The organism is Methylobacterium sp. 275MFSha3.1 (genome assembly GCF_900108435.1).
Classification (GTDB): domain Bacteria; phylum Pseudomonadota; class Alphaproteobacteria; order Rhizobiales; family Beijerinckiaceae; genus Methylobacterium.
The window spans coordinates 24,973-43,666 of the sequence record NZ_FNWP01000019.1; the positions used below are offsets into that span (position 1 = coordinate 24,973).

Genomic DNA, 18,694 nt, shown 5'->3' on the forward strand with positions numbered 1-18,694 from the left:
GCGGACATTCCGCCTTCAACTCTTAGCTGTCGTTCGCCGCTGCATCCGTCCCGCTATCGCGCCGCTGGAGAACCTCTGCGCTACCAGCGTGGCTACCTCAGATACCTCACGCGGCGTCGTCGCTACCGAGATGAAGGTACGTCGGGTCGAACTCCGCCGCCGTTTTAAGCCCTTCCCAGTCGTGAACCGTCAACCGTCTGCTGCGTAGCGAAACAATCCCGGCAGCCTTCAGGTCGCGAAGGGTGCGGTTGACGTGGACTGGCGTGATCCCGAGCGCGTCCGCAAGATCGGGCTGCGTCATCGGCAACAGACAGGTGTGGTCCGAGTAGAGCCCAACCACCTCCAAGCGCGTGATCAACTCGCACAGCAGATGGGCCATGCGGGCGAAGGCTTCGCGCCGACCGACGTTCAGCATCCACTCACGGACGAGTGCCGCGTCGATCAACGTGGAGCGCCAGAACACGGCCTCAAGCCGTGGGTGAGCACGCATCAAATGCCGAATTGCGTCGTGCTGGACGAAGCCAACCCGGCATAGGCCGACCGCGGAGATGCTGTTGTCGAGAACCTTCAGATGCAGGCTCTGGAGGTCAGGTACGTCGCCTGGAACATGGTAGGCCATAACCTGACGCTTGCCCGCCCTGGTCGTCTTATAGGTGCAGACGATGCCTCCCAGGATAGCGAAGCACTGCGAGGGGCGGTCACCCTCGCGCACGATATCCTGGCCAGCCTCGAAGCTGGCGACATGCAGGGGCAGAGCGAGCAGCGCGGCCTTCTCATCCTCGCTCAGGGCGAAGAGATCGATGCTCTCTACCTTGCGGAGGATCAGGTGCGTGTTGGGTCCGTGAAATGGTCCAGTCATCGCGCTCTCACTCCTGTTCGCGAGCGAGAGCGCAACGTCTCCGGCCACTGACCTCGTAGGATCATATGCCAAGACCCGCAATCATCTGCCGCATACCAAGCTCGCCCCAAGTTGTGGAGATGCCGCGCTCCTTCGCGGTTAGCTTCGCCCCCAAACGGGCTTCCGGACCGACACCGCGCCATGACGAACGAGGCGGGACATACCAGCCATGGCGTGGAAAAGTTGATCTACATGTGTGTGTCGCTCGCCACGGCGTGCAAATGTCAATCGTATTGCAGGCTTCGATCAAGGCACGCCCGCACCTGAGAGTTCGCAACTCCCGCCCCACAGAACGGCGGAGGGCTACGTGCCGCGCTTCTTTTTCAACATCTACGACGGCGTCAGCATGCTTGACGATACGGGCACCGAACTTGCCGACTGGCAGGAGGCCCGCATCCAAGCCATTGAGTTAGCGGGCGCGGTCATCAAGGACGAAGCCAAGCACATTGCGCTAGGCGAGGATTGGCGCATTGAGATGACGGACGAGCGGAAGCTCGTGCTGTTTCGCTTCGATTTTATCACCCTGGAAGCTCCAGCATTGTCGAGCCATCGAGGTAAGGAAGGCGCGTCGTAGTCTGAGACGCCACTGTCGGGCTTCCTCACTCCGCTCGTCCCGGTCGTGGGTCTCAGCCTCGCCGGGCGGCCTGCAAGCGGACGCTCCCAGCTTCCGCACAGGGTCGTGAGCAGCCCTCACACGGTCAAGCTCATTGTCCTCCGACCGTTAAACGCAGTGCCGTGGCCTTCGGATGGGGAACGCTCTCGTAACAGGCGCGTGGCTTCAACGTGGACCATCCACGCGCCCGACCGCGTCCGGATGAACTCCGACCCACGCTCGATCATGACGCGTTCGATCACCTCAGCGCGCACGGCTGGGTAGTAGGCATCGTGCAGTGCCCAAGAGCGTCGGTAGGCAACCTCTTGGCGGTAGAGCGCCAGCAGATTCAATAGCGGCAGTTGCGCCTCTCGCCGCAGCGCGTTCCGGCGCAGGATAGCGGCGAGGATGGCCACCTTGTCGATCTTCAGCGGCTCCAGCGCTGGCATCCGCATGTCTCCGGAGTGGCCGCCTCGCAGATGAGCGATCACGGCCGTGCGGCGGCCTTCCTGACGGTCCGCAGCCGCAACAGGAACCCGAACGCAGCCTCGGCCACGAGCAGATCTCTTTGCGCCAGGGCTCGACGCCCTTCATCGGCTTCGAGCCACGGTGACAATGCACGACGCATCGCGTTCCGCGCCAGCATCAGCAGGTCTAGCGCGCTTGAAGCCGACTGCCCGTCGTCTGGAACGCCCCAGCGCGCGGAAGTCCGCCAGACCTCCCTTTCAAGGGCCTCGATCAGCGCCGTCGCTTCGGCGAGGTCGAGCCGCAGGCTATCCACATCGGCCTGCAACTCTTCGCAGCGCTCTCGAATCGGGGCAGGAGCGTCGCTCAAGCCACGCATGGTCAGTCCACCTCAACGGTCCGGGACGAGGAAGGCGGCAATCGTGTTGCCGTAACCGACCATGTGGCCGTTCGGCAGGCGCGTGGTGTTCGACGGGATGTCGTAGACGGCCACGATGTGGCCCAGACGATTGCGTGCCACGATCGCGTTCGACAGGGCCTTGTCGTCGAGATGGCCGAGCAGGTGGCCGTTCCGATCTCGGATCTCCTGCATCACGCCGCCTCCTTCAGCAGATCGGCCAGGAACGGATCAGCCTCACCCTCTTCGCCGATCCAGACGCCAAGAAGGTTCAGGAGGGCACTGCCGCTGATAGTCGGAGGAACGCCAATTGGGCTGAGTACACCGTAGGTGGAAAGCTTGGCGCGGATGCGCTCGGCCAAGTCCGGATCGAGGTCGCTGTTCTTCGGCCCACGCAGGTCCTCGATCAAGAAATGGTCGCCGCTCAAGCGGCGGAGTTCGACCACCGCCGGACCACCGTTACCTGTCCACTCCACGTAGCAGCGCAGGCCAGCCGCAAGGTGGCCAACGCGATCCGCGCCGCAGTTGTGGAAGCGTCGTCCGAGACAAACCAAATCAGTCCCGTTCAGGACACGCAAGTCGGGATCGTTCGCCGGAATAGGCGGCGCGTACGGCACTCGGGTGGCACGCCGTAGCCAACGCTCAATCCAAGCCGCCATGTCCTTGTCAGACGGTCGGAGGCCGTCGAGAGAGCGGTGCAGCGCCTCGTCGTTTGCCTGCGGGACCAGCGCACGGATCAGTGCGAGCGCCGCGTGCATGGTTTCCACATGTCCGACGTTGCGGACCCGCACGAGCACGTTCCGGTGGAGCAGTACGGGGTCAAGACGAGCGGCAACCTCGATCATGTCGGCGGTGACGCGGCCGGGCGACTGACGCAACAGCTTCGCTCGGACGCGCTGCCCCGGATCGGCGTAGAGGCCATGGGCGAGACGGTAGACTCCGCGGGGAAGAGGATCGGCACCGATTCGAGCGAGCAGACCGAGGTACCCGTCAGGCACGCTGCCGTAGATGGCCTGGACGATCTCACGACTACGCAGGCTCAGTAGCGCGCGAGCGGCCTGAGCCCAGACGTCGAGATCAGGATAGCAGAGTGCCGGCGCGAAGGGTCGCAACCGGGAGACCACCTCGGTGATGCCGTCGAGCTTGATCTCGGCCAGGGCACCGAAGATGGGAGCGCGACGAAGGTTGGAGGCGTAGAAGACCCGGTTGAGAAACCCCGGACAGGCGGCATCGAGCAGGCAGGCGGTCTCAAGAGTTGAGCCGTCGAACGGGCGGGGGCGACGAAGCTGGCGAGCGGTATCCGGCATCGACCCTCCTGAGCATGGCAGAGTCGAATAGAATCGCATATCTATGCGCGCTGCGCATCTTTATTGTCTTGGAAAGGTTAAAATGCGAGTTTATAGGACCGCATAGCAGCACTTTTATATCTAGTCGCACGCCGATGTCAGTGGTCGCTTTCTCCAAGCTTAAGTTGCAGAGAGGCTGAACCAATTGATGATCCCGACGGCCGGATGGTACGATTTCGCCTTCCGCAGCCCATTGAACCAAACGTGGATATGCCACCCGCAGCCATACGCAACGCCAGGATGTCGACCCAGTGATTCTCACCTAGTCCACCATGACCGACGAACCTTCGCGAGCGACGTCGGCGTAGAATGGCTCGCACATCGCGAGGTCAAACTCCCGGTGACACCGGGCTAGACACTGATGGTGGGGGTGCCTGCCACAGCTGCGCAGCGATCTTGAACAGAGATGCGCCACGGGCCGTGATCGTATCCTCGTCCCACTCCGCGTAATCATGCAGGTCTCGATTCAGCACCAAGGCCGATTGCGCCCGGATCGCCGGCATCTTCACCGAGAACGCGCCGTTCGAGACGGCGGCATTCAGAGCGTGCGTGAGCAGCGTCAGATTACCCAGCGTGTGAACCTTACCTTCGCGCGCAGCCTGCCGCGAAAGAAACTCAGCACTCGGCGCGGCCTCGTCCTCGTGACCGAAGCCTGAGATCGGCCAGTGCGTCCGCCACTTTTGAGGCATGATGTGCTCGAGAGTGAGATCCGTCTTAATCTCCACGATCTCTGATGCGCTCGCGCGCTTGCGCTCCTCGAGCCGCTCGAACAGGTGACGCAGCCTACCTTGACGCGCCGGCTTGTACTGGGTGCGGGAACGCCACGCATCACCGAACTCAGCGTCATCGGGCCAGCGGACCGTATCTAGGGTCCCCGCGGCCACACCGTCCCGCAACGTGCCTAGCAGAGCTTGGCGTTCCACCGATCGCAGGCGCGAGATGAGGTCGGTGAAGACCTTGTTGTAGCCCGCCGTCGTCAGCCCGCAGATGTCGCGGCGGACGATGAACGACTCGATGATGGCGAGGGCCGCACCCAGTTCGGTGGGATCGTCGATCGTCGTGCCCAGGTAGAGGACCAGCGGCGTTGCGGTCGAGACGTCGAAGGCGCGCGAGAACCGGCCGAAGCGGCCGAGAACATCGTTCTTGCCGCCCCCGGACAGCCGGCGAAAGACGGTCGCGCTCGCGGCGATCGCCTTCAGTTCCGCCTCGACGTCGCCACCGAACGGCTTCCCGTCGACAATCCAGCGTCGGTAGCTGTCGAACAGCGTCTCTACGGACACCAGTTCGGCCTTCATCATCGCCAGGTGATCGGACAGGAGCCAGTCCAGCCGCGGACGGGTCAGGCGGCCACGGGTATCACCCTCCCGCCAGAACCAAGCGTCGAGGGGCAACCAGTACCCCCGATACAGCTGATCAATGGCGAGATCGCCCGCGACCATCCCGAGGCCGGTCGCCCGCTGGAAGATGAAGTTGCGCATCAGGTCGCCGGCTGTGAGATCGACGCCGCGGCTGTTCAGGGTCTCGAAGATCGTCTGCGGGTCGTCGCCGCCTTCCAACTCGATAGAGACGACTGCGAGGCCCGTCTTCAGCGCCTCGAACAGCTTCTCCAGCCTGAACGGATCGTAGGCCCCATCGGGACAGATGTGCGCTTCGATGCGCTGCGCGAAGTAAGCATGCGCGGCCGTCGCCGGGCGGACGACACCGTCGCCGTCAGCGTCGATCCCCTCCAGCCCGGGCACCACAGCAGTCGGATCGACGACCCGCGTGAACGCGCGGCGATCGGCGAGCGACGGCCAGAGCTTGAACCGCTCAATCGCCGGATCCTCCATCACGCCGTCGTTGATGAGGTGCTTCGCGCTCTCGGCCGCGTACTCTGGGGAGTACTTGGCGGCGACGTCGCGGAGGGCAACCATCAGGAGCTGGAATGTCGTCAGCCTCTGTTGGCCGTCGATGACTTCGAACGCCTGAACCTGTTTGCCGAAGGTCTTCACCTGCGCGATCACGATCGCGCCCATGAAATGGGGTGCGACCGCCCCGCCGCCGACTTCCAGCCGGCCTGCCTCACGGGCGATATCCTGCCACAGCAGCTCAAGCTGCGGCGTGACCTTCCACGCGTACTGCCGTTGATAGAGCGGGATCAGGTAGCGCCGCTTGCCGTCGAACAGGTCGATGATCGTGCGTGTGAACGGCTTCATTCCATCCCCTCGCGCGGCCGTGATCGTTCTCCACATCGAAGGGGCACCGGTCCGCGCCCTTAGACGATAGAAGAGGAGCGTGAGCCGCGCCAACAGCCATCTGTACAGCTAGACCAAGACAATCCTTGGTGTTGCGTCTCTGCAACCTCACGGCATGCATGCGCTCGATATTCCTGCGGATCATACCTGAGGAACTACGGCTTTTCGTGCGACGGAGCGGTACAAGGTGCGCAACCTCACCGTGATCCGTACGCAGGCTTAGCCCCGCGCCCAGTAGACTGAGCCGGTGGGCGCAATACCCCCGAAATTCTCGTCATTCTGGCACATGCGCCTCGTCTGATGTGGCTCCGACGGCGAGATTTTGCCCGAGCCGACAAATCGGTCCGCTGAGACTGACGCGGGCGATACTTTCTCGCTGCAATTATCTTGACCAACGCCCGCAGCGCTGGCCGCCCGTTTACGTAAGCGCGACATTCCCGCCGAGCGTGTCTTTTGCAACCTTGAATAGGAGATGGGAACCGGCGACACAGCTCAAAACGTGGCTTTAAGGTCTGAACATGGCCCGGGGCGGAATGCGTGGGTTACTGCTGCTGACAGCCTTCGCGGCCCTGGCTTGCCCAGCGTCTGCTCAGGTCACCCCACTCGACATCTTTGGCGGCCTTCTTGGCGCGGCTCAGGCACAGGCAGCGCGCGATGCTTGGACTCGACTGCCGAACGCCGATCGATCCTGTCTCGATCGGGCTCTCGCGCGGCGCAACGCTGATATCGCCAGCCTGATCCAGCGCGGGATCGGACCTGATGACGGTCGGCTTAGCGGGTACTTCGCGGAGTGTCGGCGCTTCACGGAGCCGAACTTGCGGCGCGGTTTCGGCTGTAACATCTCAGACGACAACGGCTGGTCGATCACAACGACCTGCAATCAGTCGTTCGCTTATCGCGATGGCAACGGCCGCGTCCAGCCTGTCGAGCCGCGTGAGGCGATCGAGCTGCACTTCTCGGGCACACGGATCATCGTCGCGGAGATCGAGACCAGTGAAGCGCGCGAGTTGCGTCAGGCGCGGGCCGAAGCGCAGGGGCGTGCCGAGCAACTCCAGGTGCTCAAAGGAACGCTGGCGAACTATGGGCGCGATCCATCCCCGGTCATCCGAGCCGAAATTTCTCGGATCCAGAACCGGATTGATCAGCAGCTTACGGCGCGGACCGGCCCGTCAGCGCCCGACACCGAGGCGATCGCCCGTGAGATCGGCGGGCTGAGCGCGCTGTCTCAGGCGGAGACCGTGCGCATGGCCGCGCTGGACCGAATGAGCAGCCTACGTGCCCAGGCCGAGGCGCGAACAAAATCCGACGCGCCAGAGAATCTCCGGAAGCGCTTGGCCGATTTGCGGAAGGAGGCTGTGGCGCTGTCGGAGCCGCCGCGTCCCGCACCGTCGCCGAAGGCCACGACACAGGCACGCGACCTCGGGCCTTCTTTTGATTGTGAGAAGGCGAACACGCCGCTGCCAGTGCTCATCTGTGAGGATGCCGGGTTAAGGCGCGTCGATCTGGAAATGGCGCGCGCGTTCTACGCGCTGCGACACCTCAAATCCGATGCCGGCGCGGAGCTTAAGGCCGAGTCCAACGAGCTCGTGAAGCGCACGCTCGATGCCTGCCGCATTCCCGAGACCGGTAAGATCACGGCGGCGCTGCGGGCCAGAGCCGTTCCCTGCATCGCCGCCACCTATCAGCGTCAGAAGGACACCTGGTCGGCGCGCGTTAGCCGCGAAGGTCCGCCTTCTGCCCGGCAGGAGCTCGATCGACCGATTGAGGAGCACATCCGCCTGCAGGAGGCTCTACGCAGTGCAGGCTACCTCTCGGCCGATGCGACCGCCGACGGCGTCTATGGTGGGGTGACCCGCAAGGCAATCGTGGCTCTGGCGCAGGCAGATGGTCTGCCGGGCGACGGCTTCCTCGGCAATGGACTCGCCGCCAGGCTCGGCCGCGGCTCGTCGTCGACGCCAAGCGTTGCCTTCGTCACGGATCCAAGCTTGCCTGCGCGCATCGACGCTCTGGCGCGGCGATACGACGGCTACCTCGCAGATCTCGGTGTCGAGGAGCGAGAACGGGCTGCCAGGCTTCAGGCGCAGCATCAGCTGGACGACCAGCGCAAGCGCGTTCAGGCCCTCCTGAGCGGTCCCGTGCCGGAGGATCTTCGCCCCGAACTCGCTGTCCTGCTGCAGCAGTCTGATAGCGCTGCGCCGCGCGACCTGCCGAAGATCGCCGAGGCGATTCAACAGCGCTTCTCGCAGATCGAGCCGCGCGTTCGTGAGGCCGAGGCGGTCCAGCGCGCCGTGACCGACAAGAACCGCTTCCTCGTGGACGGTGACGCCGGCGATCTGCTGCTGCTCTACAACAGCTCGCCGCGTGCGGTCGCAGTGGTGCGGGGCCTCGACGGCAACCTTGTCTTCGATCCTGAGCGCACGGTGGCCTGCACTGTGCCGGATGCGCCGACCGATCGTATCGCCTTGGAGCAACTAGTCGCGAAGGCGCGCAGCCTCGGTGCGCCGGTCAAGGAGGCGCTCCCCTCGTGCACCACAGCGCAGCAGCAGAGCGCCGATCTCATCGTGTTCGAGCGGGGGGCCTTGCGTGCGCAGGCTGGTCTGTTCGGCACCATCGCGTCGGCCGTCGACACGGGCGTGTTCACGCTCGGCGGCACGGTGCCAAAGGCAGATATCGAGGCCGCACGGCAAGCGGAGGGCATCCGCGCGGCCGAAGCCGAGAGCGAAGTTGCGCGCGGAACGTCGGACGGTCTGGCCGTGATCGCCTTCGGCACCGGCTCTCGCACGATCTGCAGGATAGCTGCTGGCGACAAGGCTCTGCATGATCAGCTGCTACAGCCCTATGAGCTGCTGCTGAAGGCCGAGCTGCGCGGCGCGACGACGGTGGTGACCGCAAGTGCCGATGGAGCATTCCTGTCGATCAAGCGCGGGCAATGCGGAGCAGCCTACGGATCAGCCAAAGATCTGGTCCCGCTGGTAAAGGGCCTGACGCGGGACGGCGTCACCTTCCGCTATCTCCCGATCTGGATTGCGCCCGAAACGGTCACCAAGGCGCAGGCGGCTCTGGCGGAGCAAGCTGCCGCCAAACAGCGTGAGCGTGAGCAGGATGAACTCCGGCGCGGGCGCGATGAGGCTGAGCGCAGCCGAGCGGCGCTCATCGAGCGGCTCAAGCATGATCAGGCCGAGGCGGACGTCACGCTCAGAGGTGGCATTCCGCAGGATCTTCAGACTTTCCTCAGCGGCTTCGCCGCCGAGGTCGCCGCGATCGCGCCTGAGACGCCCGATGCTCGGCTCAAGGAACTCGCCGACGCCTACGCGGCCAAGCGGGCCCGCATCGACGAGGCCGCACGGCTCGCCCGGGCCGTCACGGCCAGAAGCCGCTTCCTCATGGACGGCGACCGCGGCGATCTCATCATCCTGTACAACGACAGTGGGAAAGCCCCCTCTGTTGTCCGCAATCTCCGTGGCGAGCTGGTCTTCGAGGACGGGCGGGCGGCGGCTTGCCTGTACCATGCCCCCCTGTCCGACGTGTTCCTGAACCGTCAGATCCGCGACCGCAGCGCGGCTCTCGGAGCCAAACTCGATCTGCCGCTCTCGGCGTGCGGAGCGAACGACCTTGCCAAACAGGATCTGATCTTCGCAGAGCGCGAGCGCTTGCTGCGCGGGCCCGTCGACCGGGTGATCGGCCTCGTTGATGCCGTCAACGGAAACCTGTTTGCACGGCTTGATATCGTGGAGGCGAGCGCTCTAGCAGCTGCCAAGCAGGCCGAGGCTGCCAAGGCGAATGAGGTCGAAGCGCGTGTTCATGGCGGGACAAGCGCCGGCTTCGGCATCGTCGTCGTGCCGAACGCATCCAGCGTCGTATGTAGGGTCACGCCGAATGACGCTGAGGCTCACGCAGCGATCCTCACACGCCTCAACGATCGGATCGGCGACGAGCTGCCCGGTACGCCGGTGGTCACGTCGACTTCAGCCGACGGCGCGTTCATCGCGGTGAAGCGTGGCGAGTGTGGCGCAGTCTACGCTGCCTCTGCGGATCTCGCGGTGCTGGACGAGGCGATGAACCGGGACGGTATCAATCACCGCTACCTGCCGCTCTGGATCGAGCCAGCCGAGGTGGCCCAGACACGGGACACGATCGAGCAGGACAAGACGCGGAGTTCCGAACAGCAGTTCCAGCGCCAGCGTGAGCTCGAAGAGCGCAAGAAGCTCGAGCAAGCCAAGGCGAACGAGGCCGGAGTCCGTCGTGCTGCGCAGGAGCAGGCTCTGCGCGCTCAATATGGCGAACGGGCACGTTTCTTCGAGCAGGCATTCGGCGATGAGGCGCGTGCCTTCGCGACCGGCGTCCAGCCTGCGACTTTCATGGAACGGTATCCCAAGCTTGCCAGGCACTATCAGTCTCAGCGTGACGATCGCTGGGAATTCATGTCGGTCGAGACGCATATCCTCGACTATGGCACGGCCCTCTACAAGGACCGCCCGCTAGAGACGGCGCTTACAACCACTCGGATCAAGATGCGAAATCGTATCAAGGGCGAATACCAGGACATATGCTATGTGATCGGTTTCGTGAACGACGCTGAATTCAGTGTTGTCCGCGATCCGTTTGGTGAAACCTGCGAAGAAGCCGGATCGAAGCTCGTCCGCTACAAGCAGGGCGAACGCTTTAGCAGCCGCTGGATCGTGCCGTGAGCGCCGCGATGACCGGATCTGCCGTGGAATCGAACATGCTCGAAGGCGTCCAGATCACGTGCTCTGCCACAGAGCACGTCAGCCTCGCCTACCACGAGAACGCAGTCCCGGTTGTCCGGGAGCTTGTGGTCGCGAACGCTTCTGAGAGCGATCTCATCGACGTCACGCTGCGCATCGAGAGCCGACCAGCGGTCGTGCAATCAGCAACGCTGCGCATCGATCGGATCCCGGCCGGGTCGGACCATCACATTGAGACGCCAGACCTCCGCCTCGATGCCGCGCTGCTTGCAGGGTTCACCGAGGCCAGTCGCCTGGAACTGACGGCGATCCTGGAAGATGCGAGCGGTGAGCGAGCCAGGCTCGTCGAAGAGCTGCGCCTGTTGCCGCCCTCGCACTGGGGCGGCGGCCGCAGTGCGCCGGAGCTACTCGCCGCGTTCGTCCGGCCCAACGACCCGACGGTTGACGTCATCCTACGCGATGCCGCGACCAAGCTCGGCGATGCTGGACGTGAGACGGGTCTGAACGGCTACACGACCGGCAAGAAGTCCCGCGCCTGGGAGTTGGCTGAGGCGATCTGGGCAGCGCTCGCGGACCGGCGGATTGCCTACGTTCTGCCGCCCGCGAGCTTCGAGCGTGCCGGACAGAAGGTCCGCGGCCCGAATGACATTTTGGAGCGCAAAGTCGGCACCTGCCTCGATCTCTCGCTGCTCTACGCGGCCTGCCTCGAACAGGCCGGGCTCAACCCGGTACTGGTCCTCACCGCCGGCCATGCCCTCGTCGGCGTCTGGCTCCAGGACGAGGATTTCACCACCGCCGCTGTCGACGACATGCAGCTCCTGCGCAAGCGGCGCGATCTGCAGGATCTGATCCTCGTCGAGACGACCCTGCTGACCCACAATCCGCCGGCCACGTTCAAGGTCGCCGCGGCGCACGGCAGTGTTCAGGTCGAGGATGAAGCACCTGCGGCGCTCGAGGTCGCCATCGACATTAAGCGCTGCCGTCGGCGTGGTATCCGTCCGATGGATCTGGGCGGCACCAAGCCGACCGGTGTTGCGCCCTCTCCAACACAGCCGATCAACCAACCGATCGGAGCGCCGCCGCCTTTCGACGACGAACCACGAGCGCCGGTCGACGAGGTTCCCGAGACCGCGGTCGGACGCGTAGAGCGCTGGAAGCGCAAGCTCCTCGATCTGACGCTGCGCAACAAGCTCCTGAACTTCAAGCCGGGGAAAGGCTCCGTCGTCCTCGAGTGCGTCTCGCCGGGGGCGTTGGAAGATGGCCTCGCGGCGGGCACCGAGTTTCGGCTCAAGCCGCTCTCCGATGTGCTGAGCGGATCCGACGAGCGCAGCGCGGATCTCTACTCCCGTCGTCACCACGACGATGGCCGCCGCAGCTATCTTGAGGCGGCCCTCGCTCGGAAGGAGATCTACACGACCTCGACTGAGGCAGATCTCGATCGACGCCTCCTCGACCTCTACCGGCTAGCCCGCAACGGCTTCGAGGAGGGTGGTGCCAACATCCTCTATCTCGCCGTCGGCTTCCTATCATGGACTAAGAAGGAGGGCGAAGCCGCCTATCGCGCGCCGCTGCTCCTCGTTCCCGTCGCCCTCAAGCGGTCGAGCGTCCGGGCCGGTTTCAAACTCGCTCTCCACGACGACGAGGTACGAATCAACCCAACCCTGCTGGAGATGCTGCGCGAGGATTTCAAACTCCGCATGCCGGAATTGGAAGGAGATCTCCCCCGGGACGAATCCGGGTACGACGTCGACGGCATTTTCCGGATCGTCCGCCAACAGGTGAAGGAGTTGCGCGGCTGGGAGGTGGTGCCTGACGTCGTACTCTCGGCCTTCTCCTTTACCAAGTACCTGATGTGGAAGGACTTGGTCGACCGAGCGGAGGTCCTGAAGCGCAGCCCGGTCGTGCGCCATCTCATCGACACGCCGAAGCACTCCTACGGCGACGGCACGCCCTTTCCAGAGCCAGCACGTCTCGACCGAGAGCATCCGCCGGAAACCGTCTTCGCGCCCCTCTCCGCGGATTCCTCGCAACTCTCGGCAGTCCTCGCCGCCGCCGCCGGCAAGGACTTCGTGCTGTTCGGACCTCCCGGGACCGGCAAGAGCCAGACGATCGGCAACATGATTGCCCAGTGCCTCGCGCAAGGGCGTACCGTGCTGTTCGTCTCGCAGAAGACCGCCGCCCTGGAGGTCGTGCAGCGCCGCCTGCAGGAGATCGGCCTCGGGGACTTTTGCCTGGAGGTCCATTCGACAAAGGCGCAGAAATCGGCCGTGCTCGGCCAGTTGCGCCGCGCCTGGCACGAGCGTTCCACACCTTCGCAGGGCACTTGGGATGCCGCGACGAGCGAACTCGCGAGCTTGCGCGAGGAACTCAACGGCCTCGTGAACGCCTTGCATCGGCGGCGCGAGAACGGGCTCTCCGCCTACGAGGCCTTCGGGCGCGTCATCGCGGCCGGCAATGGCGAGCCTCCGCTCATCCTCACATGGCCGGATCACCTTGCCCACAACGAGACGACGCTCGCCAACCTGCGCGCGGCCTGCCGAGAGCTTCGTCCCGTCATCGCGTCCGTTGGATCGCTGGCGGATCACCCACTTCAGGGTGTGGAGGCCACCCAGTGGTCACCGGTGTGGCGCGACGATATGGGCGCGGCGATTCGAACCGTCGAACAGACGCTTGGCACACTTCGCGCTAGCGGTCAGGCTTTCGCCGAGGCGATCGGCCTGCCCGACCTGCTCTCGACCTATGCCGGCACGCGCGGGCTCATGGTGCTCGGCAACTACCTCGTGCGCCCCGAGGCGCGCTGCGCGGCTGCGTTTCTCGCCGACGACACAGGCGACCTCCATCGGGCCGTCGACGCGCGCGAGCGCTTTCAGACCACGAAGACGCAGCTGCTCGGCCGGCTTTCCGGGCGATACGGCCCAGGCGTTCTCGATCAAAATCTGAGCGGGCTCCTCGCCGAGTGGGTCGCCGCGCAAGCGTCGAATTTCCTGGTTCGCGGCGGCAAGCTGAGAAAGGTGGCGGCACAGATCCAGCCCTACGCAGAAGGCGATCTGCCCGCCGATCTCGGACCTGACATCACCGGGCTGATCGAGGTCGCCAAGCACGTCAAAGCCGGTTGCCTGGAGGAGCTGATCCTCGCCCGGCTCGGCTTGCCGTGGAGTAATCCGGAATGCGCGGCCTCCGAGTTCTCGCCGGCGATCACGTGGGCCGAGAAGGTCGAACAGCTTCTCGACATCCTCGGTCCGCTGTCGCTCGGGATCGACGGCCTGCGCGATCACCTCGTACAACTCGTCGAGCGCCAGAGCCGAGCCCTCGCTGAGGGCGGTCGCATCGCCCAGGCCTATGCGGCCTTCGCGCAGGATCGCGCCCAGGCGACCGAAGCCATGAAAGCGCTCAGCCTGCTGGCTGGACGTGCTAATCCCGAGGAGCCGCTGGCGGCAGACGCCGAATGGATTGAAGCGAGCATCGCCCTCGCCCATCGCTGGGCATCCGGTCTCGGACGGGCCCAAGGCTGGTGTGCCTGGCAGGCCGCGGCACAGAACGCCCGCAAGACCGGCCTCACGCCGCTGATCGAAGCGCTCGAAGAGGGTCGCGTCGCACCCGACCAGGCTGAGGTGGCGTTCGAGACCGCCTATGCGCGCTGGTGGATCGACCGCGTCGTGAGCCACGATCCGGTGCTGCGGCGCTTCCTGCCGGATTTGCACGAAGACGCTATCCAGCGCTTCCGTGCCGCCGATGCGCGCGTCACCGAGCTCTCGAAGCAGGTCGTCCGCTCGCGCCTTGGCGGTGGCATTCCGGGGCCGACGGCGTTCGGAGCCGATCCGGAATGGGGCACGCTCTCGCATGAGCTGACGAAGAAAACGCAGCACATGCCACTGCGCAAGCTCTTCGGCCGGATGCCGACGGCGCTGACGCGGCTCACCCCCTGCGTGATGATGAGCCCGCTCTCGATTGCGCAGTACCTGCCGCCTGACAAGGAACCGTTCGACATCGTCATCTTCGACGAGGCTTCGCAGATCTCCCCGTGGGATGCGGTCGGTGCGATCGCGCGCGGTAAGCAGGTGGTGATCGTCGGCGATCCTGAGCAGCTACCGCCGACCAACGTCGGCGACCGCGGCGTCGACGACATCGAGGACGGAACCGACGTCACGGACCAGGAGTCCATCCTTGACGAATGCTTGGCCGCCAATATCCCCCGGCGGAACCTCGACTGGCATTATCGTAGCCGCCACGAGAGCCTGATCGCCTTTTCGAACGCCCGTTACTATGGCGGACGCCTTGTCACGTTCCCCTCGCCTGTCACAGACGACAGGGCCGTTCGGCTCACCCTTGTCCCGGACGGCGTCTATGAACGTGGATCGGGCCGTGTAAACCGGCCGGAGGCCCGCGCGGTCGTCGCCGAGATCGTGCGTCGCCTGCGCGAGCCGAGCTTCGCGCAGGAGCGGCGCTCGCTCGGCATCGTCACCTTCAACGGCGAGCAGCAGCGCCTGATCGAGAACCTGCTCGACGAGCAGCGCCGGTCGTACCCGGAATTAGAGCCGTACTTCGACAAGGACCGTTGGCACGAGCCGGTGTTCGTGAAGAACCTCGAGAACGTACAAGGCGACGAGCGCGACGCGATCATCTTCTCGGTCGCTGTCGGCCCCGACCAGACCGGGCGTCCGGTCAGCACCGTGTCATCCCTCAACAAGGACGGCGGTCACCGCCGGCTGAACGTCGCGATCACCCGCGCCCGGCGCGAACTCCTCGTGTTCGCGTCCCTGCGCCCGGAGCAGATCGACCTCGGCCGCACCCGTTCCCAAGGCGTCCGCGACTTCAAGCACTTCCTCGAATTCGCTGACCGCGGCGCGCGGGCGCTGGCCGAAGCCTTCGCACCGACCGGCGGCGACGTAGAATCACCGTTCGAAGCGGCGGTGATGGCCGGTCTCCGGGTAAGAGGCTGGACCGTCCACACACAGATCGGCGTCTCCGGTTTCCGAATCGACCTTGGCATCGTCCATCCCGACGCTCCGGGGCGCTACCTCGCCGGTGTCGAGTGCGATGGCGCGACCTATCACAGCTCCGCCACGGCCAGGGATCGCGACCGCCTGCGCGAGCACGTGCTGACCGACCTCGGGTGGCGCATCCGCCGTGTTTGGAGCACCGAGTGGTGGATGGACGCCGAGGGCGCGCTCGCCAAGCTCGATCAGCGCCTGAACGAAGATCTCGAAGCCGATCGCGCCAGGGCTGCGGCGGCACTTCTAGTCGACCCTGCTGTCGAACCCGAGGCCGTCGAGCAGGACCATGATGAAACGACGGTGGAGGATCAGGTTGCTTCGCCCATCGAGGACACGCCGAGCGAACCGGCGAATGACCCAGAGCCCATCACAGAAGCCATCCCGCAACGCCTCTACGCGGACCGGGCCATGCCGATCACGCAGCCATCCGCCAGGCTGGAAGCCCATGACGACGTGCGGGACTACAGGATCGCGGACCTGAATGATCTCGGCCGACCGATCGAACCGGGCCGGTTCTACGATGCCTCCTACAGACCGGTGCTCAGCGCCATGGTCGACCACGTCCTTTCCGTGGAAGGGCCGATCTACGAGGAGCTGCTCATTCGCCGTGTTGCCCGCGCGCACGGCATTCAGCGGGCCGGTCCGCTCGTACGGGAAGCCATCGGCGAGCGGATTGATGCATCCGTCGCGCGAACCGAGGATGATGGACGCTCTGTGCTCTGGCCGCGGGGCGCAGAGCCTCGAACAAGCTATCCTCACCGCGCGGCCGACGCGGCCGTCCGCAGTCACTCCGACACGCCAATGCCGGAACTCGTCGGGATCGCGATGACCCTGCCGTTTAATGCCTCGGAAGCCGAGCGCGCTAGGATGATCGGCCAGCGCCTGGGCCTGTCACGCATCGAAGCCTCGGCACGCGCTCGGTTTGAGAAGGCGAGTGAACTCGCCCGCCAGTCAGCCGCGTCGTGAGGCGGGGATGCGCGTCGGGATCGTCACGGCTCTGGTTCTGCTGAGCAGCTTCGAAGCTGCCGTCGCGCAAGGCATCCAGGACGATCCGCGCCGCAGGCGGCTCGTCCTGCCTTCCGTCCGAGAGGCGACCGGCTGCATCGCACGTGAGGCTTTGAACGAGCCCGGTATCGAGGGCGCTACGAGGCCCGGCCAGTTCCGGGCCGCTCTCGCGCAGCCCATGCGCCGGTGCGCCGACGAAGTGGACGCCATGATCGCGGCTCACGATCAAGTCTACTATCCCGGCTACGGCGAAGCCTTCTTCCAAGGGCCCTACCTGCAGGACCTCGTTCGGGCCATTCAGAGGCGGATCGGGCCTGAACTCGCACAGCGCGCCTCGGAAGCCGCGGAACGCGCGGCCGTGGCACAACAACCGAATTCCGGGTTCTCGGTCGCCCAGCCGGCTCCGAAGCCAGTCGATCAGAACGCCGAGCAGGCCAAGCGCGAGGCTGAAGAGCGCGAAGTCGACGCAATGTGGCAGCGCGCCCGCCAAGCGAACGCTGCACCAGCACCTGCACCGACGATGAGTACGCCGGCCGCTCATTCGGCCCAGCAACCTACCTCGACGGATCAATCAGGAGGTGGAGGGTCGGCCCTCGGCGGGTTCGTCGCGCTAATTATCGGTGTCTTTGTGTTGCGCGAGGCGGCAAAGCGCGGAGCCAGAAAGCGCCGCTACGAACGCTTGATGGCGAAGTATGGCGATGCGTCGATTGTCGACCGGATCATGGCCGCTGAGATGTGGCAGGGCATGACCGCTGAGATGTTGACCGACTCGTGGGGATCACCGGTTGATCGTGACCGGGAGGTCTACAAGACCCGAACGACCGAGACTTGGAAGTACGGCCAGACAGGAAAAAATCGCTTTAAGCACCGCGTTGTCGTAGAGAATAGCGTCGTCGTTGGTTTCAAGCAGCGATAGCTAGCTGCTGAAATTGCCGTCAGCAGCTTTGCGGTAGTTGTAGAGATGACAAGCCTCAATCTCTAACGAAATCGGGCTTCGTTGGCTTGTGAGCGAGAGCCTCGATGACCTGCGGAGCCGTACACGCGCGCTGATAGCATCCCTCGGCAAGGGCGATGAGCGTGCCCTGTGCGTGCTCGGTAGCGACGTCCAATCCGACGTCGCGCGCATGCTCAGCCGACGTCAAGGTATCGATCCGGTAGTATCTGTCTTTCAGATCATGCTTGAGCATAAAATCGACGAGCTGCTGCTGAACGCCGAAAACGGTTGAGACTAACCGCTCGTTCGTGATCCAGTCGGCAGGACCGAAGCTGGATCCGAGCGACTTAGGCAGGCCGAAATTTGACGACGTCGTGCCGATGCTTAGCACCCGAATGTCGTCCCTGTTCTGCCCTGCGAAATGCACGGCCTCATGCACGGCACATGCGTCCGGCGAGTTCGCCGCCAGACCGCCATCAGCGTAGAGGCTCGTGCCAACTGACGCGAGCGGGAAGAACGTCGGAGCTGCAGAGGTGGCCATGGCGATCTCAAGAACCTTGCGGCCCTTGTCGACAGTTAGGGTCGGATGATGCGGTGTCTTGAACATCTGCACACGACCGTCGGTCATGTTCACAGCCGGTATCAAAAGGCGGGTGCGTGCTGCACCGAGCAGAGAGTCCGCCCCGACGATTCCCTGGACAGTCCGCCTTAGCTCGGTGGCAGAGTATTTTGGGCCGCCCGAATAGGCCCGCCAGCGATCGATCTTGCCGAGCAACCCGGTCCTCGGCGGCCGCCGAGGCGGAAAAATCGCTCCGCCGTTCTGCAGAAAGGCATCGCGGATCGCCGTCGCGCGGTGCCCGAGGCCCAGACCGAGGGCGATGATGCCGCCGATCGATGTTCCGGCGATGAGATCGAAGCACTCACCGATCGGTCGACCTGCCTGCTTCTCCAGCTGAGCGAGCACCTCGGCGGTGAACAGGCCGCGGTAACCGCCGCCACTCAGGCACAGGATCTGAAACGTCATGGTGAACGAAAGCCCCGTCGGTTCTTGATCCGTTCCGCGAATCGCTTAATCTCGACGGTAGCGAGATCGCACCTACCCGCATAGCAACGTTCACCGGCC

Annotated in this window: 11 protein-coding genes; 4 read left to right on the plus strand and 7 right to left on the minus strand. The window is 64.6% G+C overall.

All coding sequences use genetic code 11. The features are described 5' to 3' along the window. Window positions 1–106: 106 nt before the first annotated feature. Window positions 107–859, minus strand: a complete 753-nt coding sequence (locus tag BLW78_RS21290; protein WP_091682041.1) for a Crp/Fnr family transcriptional regulator — start codon at window positions 857–859, stop codon at window positions 107–109. A gap of 346 nt (window positions 860–1,205) precedes the next feature. On the opposite strand from BLW78_RS21290, the gene BLW78_RS21295 reads away from it, so the two are divergent. After that, window positions 1,206–1,472, plus strand: a complete 267-nt coding sequence (locus BLW78_RS21295) for a DUF6894 family protein (protein ID WP_091681938.1) — start codon at window positions 1,206–1,208, stop codon at window positions 1,470–1,472. Between the two features lie 116 nt (window positions 1,473–1,588). Here the strand turns inward: BLW78_RS21295 and BLW78_RS21300 are convergent, their stop codons facing one another. From BLW78_RS21300 to BLW78_RS21325, 5 genes are all read right to left on the minus strand, one after another. After that, window positions 1,589–1,939: a hypothetical protein gene (locus BLW78_RS21300; RefSeq protein ID WP_139307714.1), complete on the minus strand. Its 351-nt coding sequence runs from the start codon at window positions 1,937–1,939 to the stop codon at window positions 1,589–1,591. Window positions 1,940–1,977: 38 nt separating this feature from the next. Next, a complete protein-coding gene (locus BLW78_RS21305) occupies window positions 1,978–2,334 on the minus strand; it encodes a hypothetical protein (RefSeq protein ID WP_091681942.1) in 357 nt (118 codons plus the stop codon). Between the two features lie 12 nt (window positions 2,335–2,346). After that, entirely contained in the window at window positions 2,347–2,547 is a 201-nt protein-coding gene (locus BLW78_RS21310; RefSeq protein ID WP_244527005.1) for a hypothetical protein, read from the minus strand. Beyond that, entirely contained in the window at window positions 2,547–3,659 is a 1,113-nt protein-coding gene (locus BLW78_RS30980; protein WP_139307715.1) for a hypothetical protein, read from the minus strand. Before BLW78_RS30980 ends, BLW78_RS21310 begins: the two co-directional genes overlap by 1 nt. A 368-nt stretch (window positions 3,660–4,027) precedes the next feature. Further along, entirely contained in the window at window positions 4,028–5,893 is a 1,866-nt protein-coding gene (locus tag BLW78_RS21325) for a DUF262 domain-containing protein (RefSeq protein WP_170855212.1), read from the minus strand. A gap of 854 nt (window positions 5,894–6,747) precedes the next feature. Between BLW78_RS21325 and BLW78_RS21330 the strand changes: the two genes are divergently transcribed. The 3 genes from BLW78_RS21330 to BLW78_RS31800 are packed head-to-tail and all read left to right on the plus strand — an operon-like array spanning window position 6,748 to window position 17,553. After that, the gene (locus BLW78_RS21330; protein WP_170855213.1) at window positions 6,748–10,620 is read left to right on the plus strand and encodes a peptidoglycan-binding protein; all 3,873 of its coding nucleotides are present in this window, start codon (window positions 6,748–6,750) and stop codon (window positions 10,618–10,620) included. Beyond that, window positions 10,617–16,598, plus strand: a complete 5,982-nt coding sequence (locus tag BLW78_RS21335; protein ID WP_244527006.1) for a DUF3320 domain-containing protein — start codon at window positions 10,617–10,619, stop codon at window positions 16,596–16,598. Before BLW78_RS21330 ends, BLW78_RS21335 begins: the two co-directional genes overlap by 4 nt. A gap of 7 nt (window positions 16,599–16,605) precedes the next feature. Beyond that, window positions 16,606–17,553, plus strand: coding sequence for a hypothetical protein (locus tag BLW78_RS31800; RefSeq protein ID WP_244527007.1), 948 nt, complete (start codon window positions 16,606–16,608; stop codon window positions 17,551–17,553). A 55-nt stretch (window positions 17,554–17,608) separates the two neighbouring features. On the opposite strand, the gene BLW78_RS21345 is transcribed toward BLW78_RS31800, so the two are convergent. Continuing rightward, window positions 17,609–18,595 carry a CBASS cGAMP-activated phospholipase gene (locus BLW78_RS21345; RefSeq protein WP_091681954.1) on the minus strand — a complete coding sequence of 329 codons (987 nt, stop codon included), beginning with the start codon at window positions 18,593–18,595 and terminating at the stop codon, window positions 17,609–17,611. Between the last annotated feature and the right edge of the window lie 99 nt (window positions 18,596–18,694).

What these genes read in the sequence shown, in the direction of transcription:
- BLW78_RS21290 (WP_091682041.1), bottom strand. Translation starts at nt 859, where the DNA reads ATGACTGGACCATTTCACGGACCCAACACGCACCTGATCCTCCGCAAG.
- BLW78_RS21300 (WP_139307714.1), bottom strand. Translation starts at nt 1,939, where the DNA reads ATGCCAGCGCTGGAGCCGCTGAAGATCGACAAGGTGGCCATCCTCGCC.
- BLW78_RS21305 (WP_091681942.1), bottom strand. Translation starts at nt 2,334, where the DNA reads ATGCGTGGCTTGAGCGACGCTCCTGCCCCGATTCGAGAGCGCTGCGAA.
- BLW78_RS21310 (WP_244527005.1), bottom strand. Translation starts at nt 2,547, where the DNA reads ATGCAGGAGATCCGAGATCGGAACGGCCACCTGCTCGGCCATCTCGAC.
- BLW78_RS30980 (WP_139307715.1), bottom strand. Translation starts at nt 3,659, where the DNA reads ATGCCGGATACCGCTCGCCAGCTTCGTCGCCCCCGCCCGTTCGACGGC.
- BLW78_RS21325 (WP_170855212.1), bottom strand. Translation starts at nt 5,893, where the DNA reads ATGAAGCCGTTCACACGCACGATCATCGACCTGTTCGACGGCAAGCGG.
- BLW78_RS31800 (WP_244527007.1), top strand. Translation starts at nt 16,606, where the DNA reads ATGCGCGTCGGGATCGTCACGGCTCTGGTTCTGCTGAGCAGCTTCGAA.
- BLW78_RS21345 (WP_091681954.1), bottom strand. Translation starts at nt 18,595, where the DNA reads ATGACGTTTCAGATCCTGTGCCTGAGTGGCGGCGGTTACCGCGGCCTG.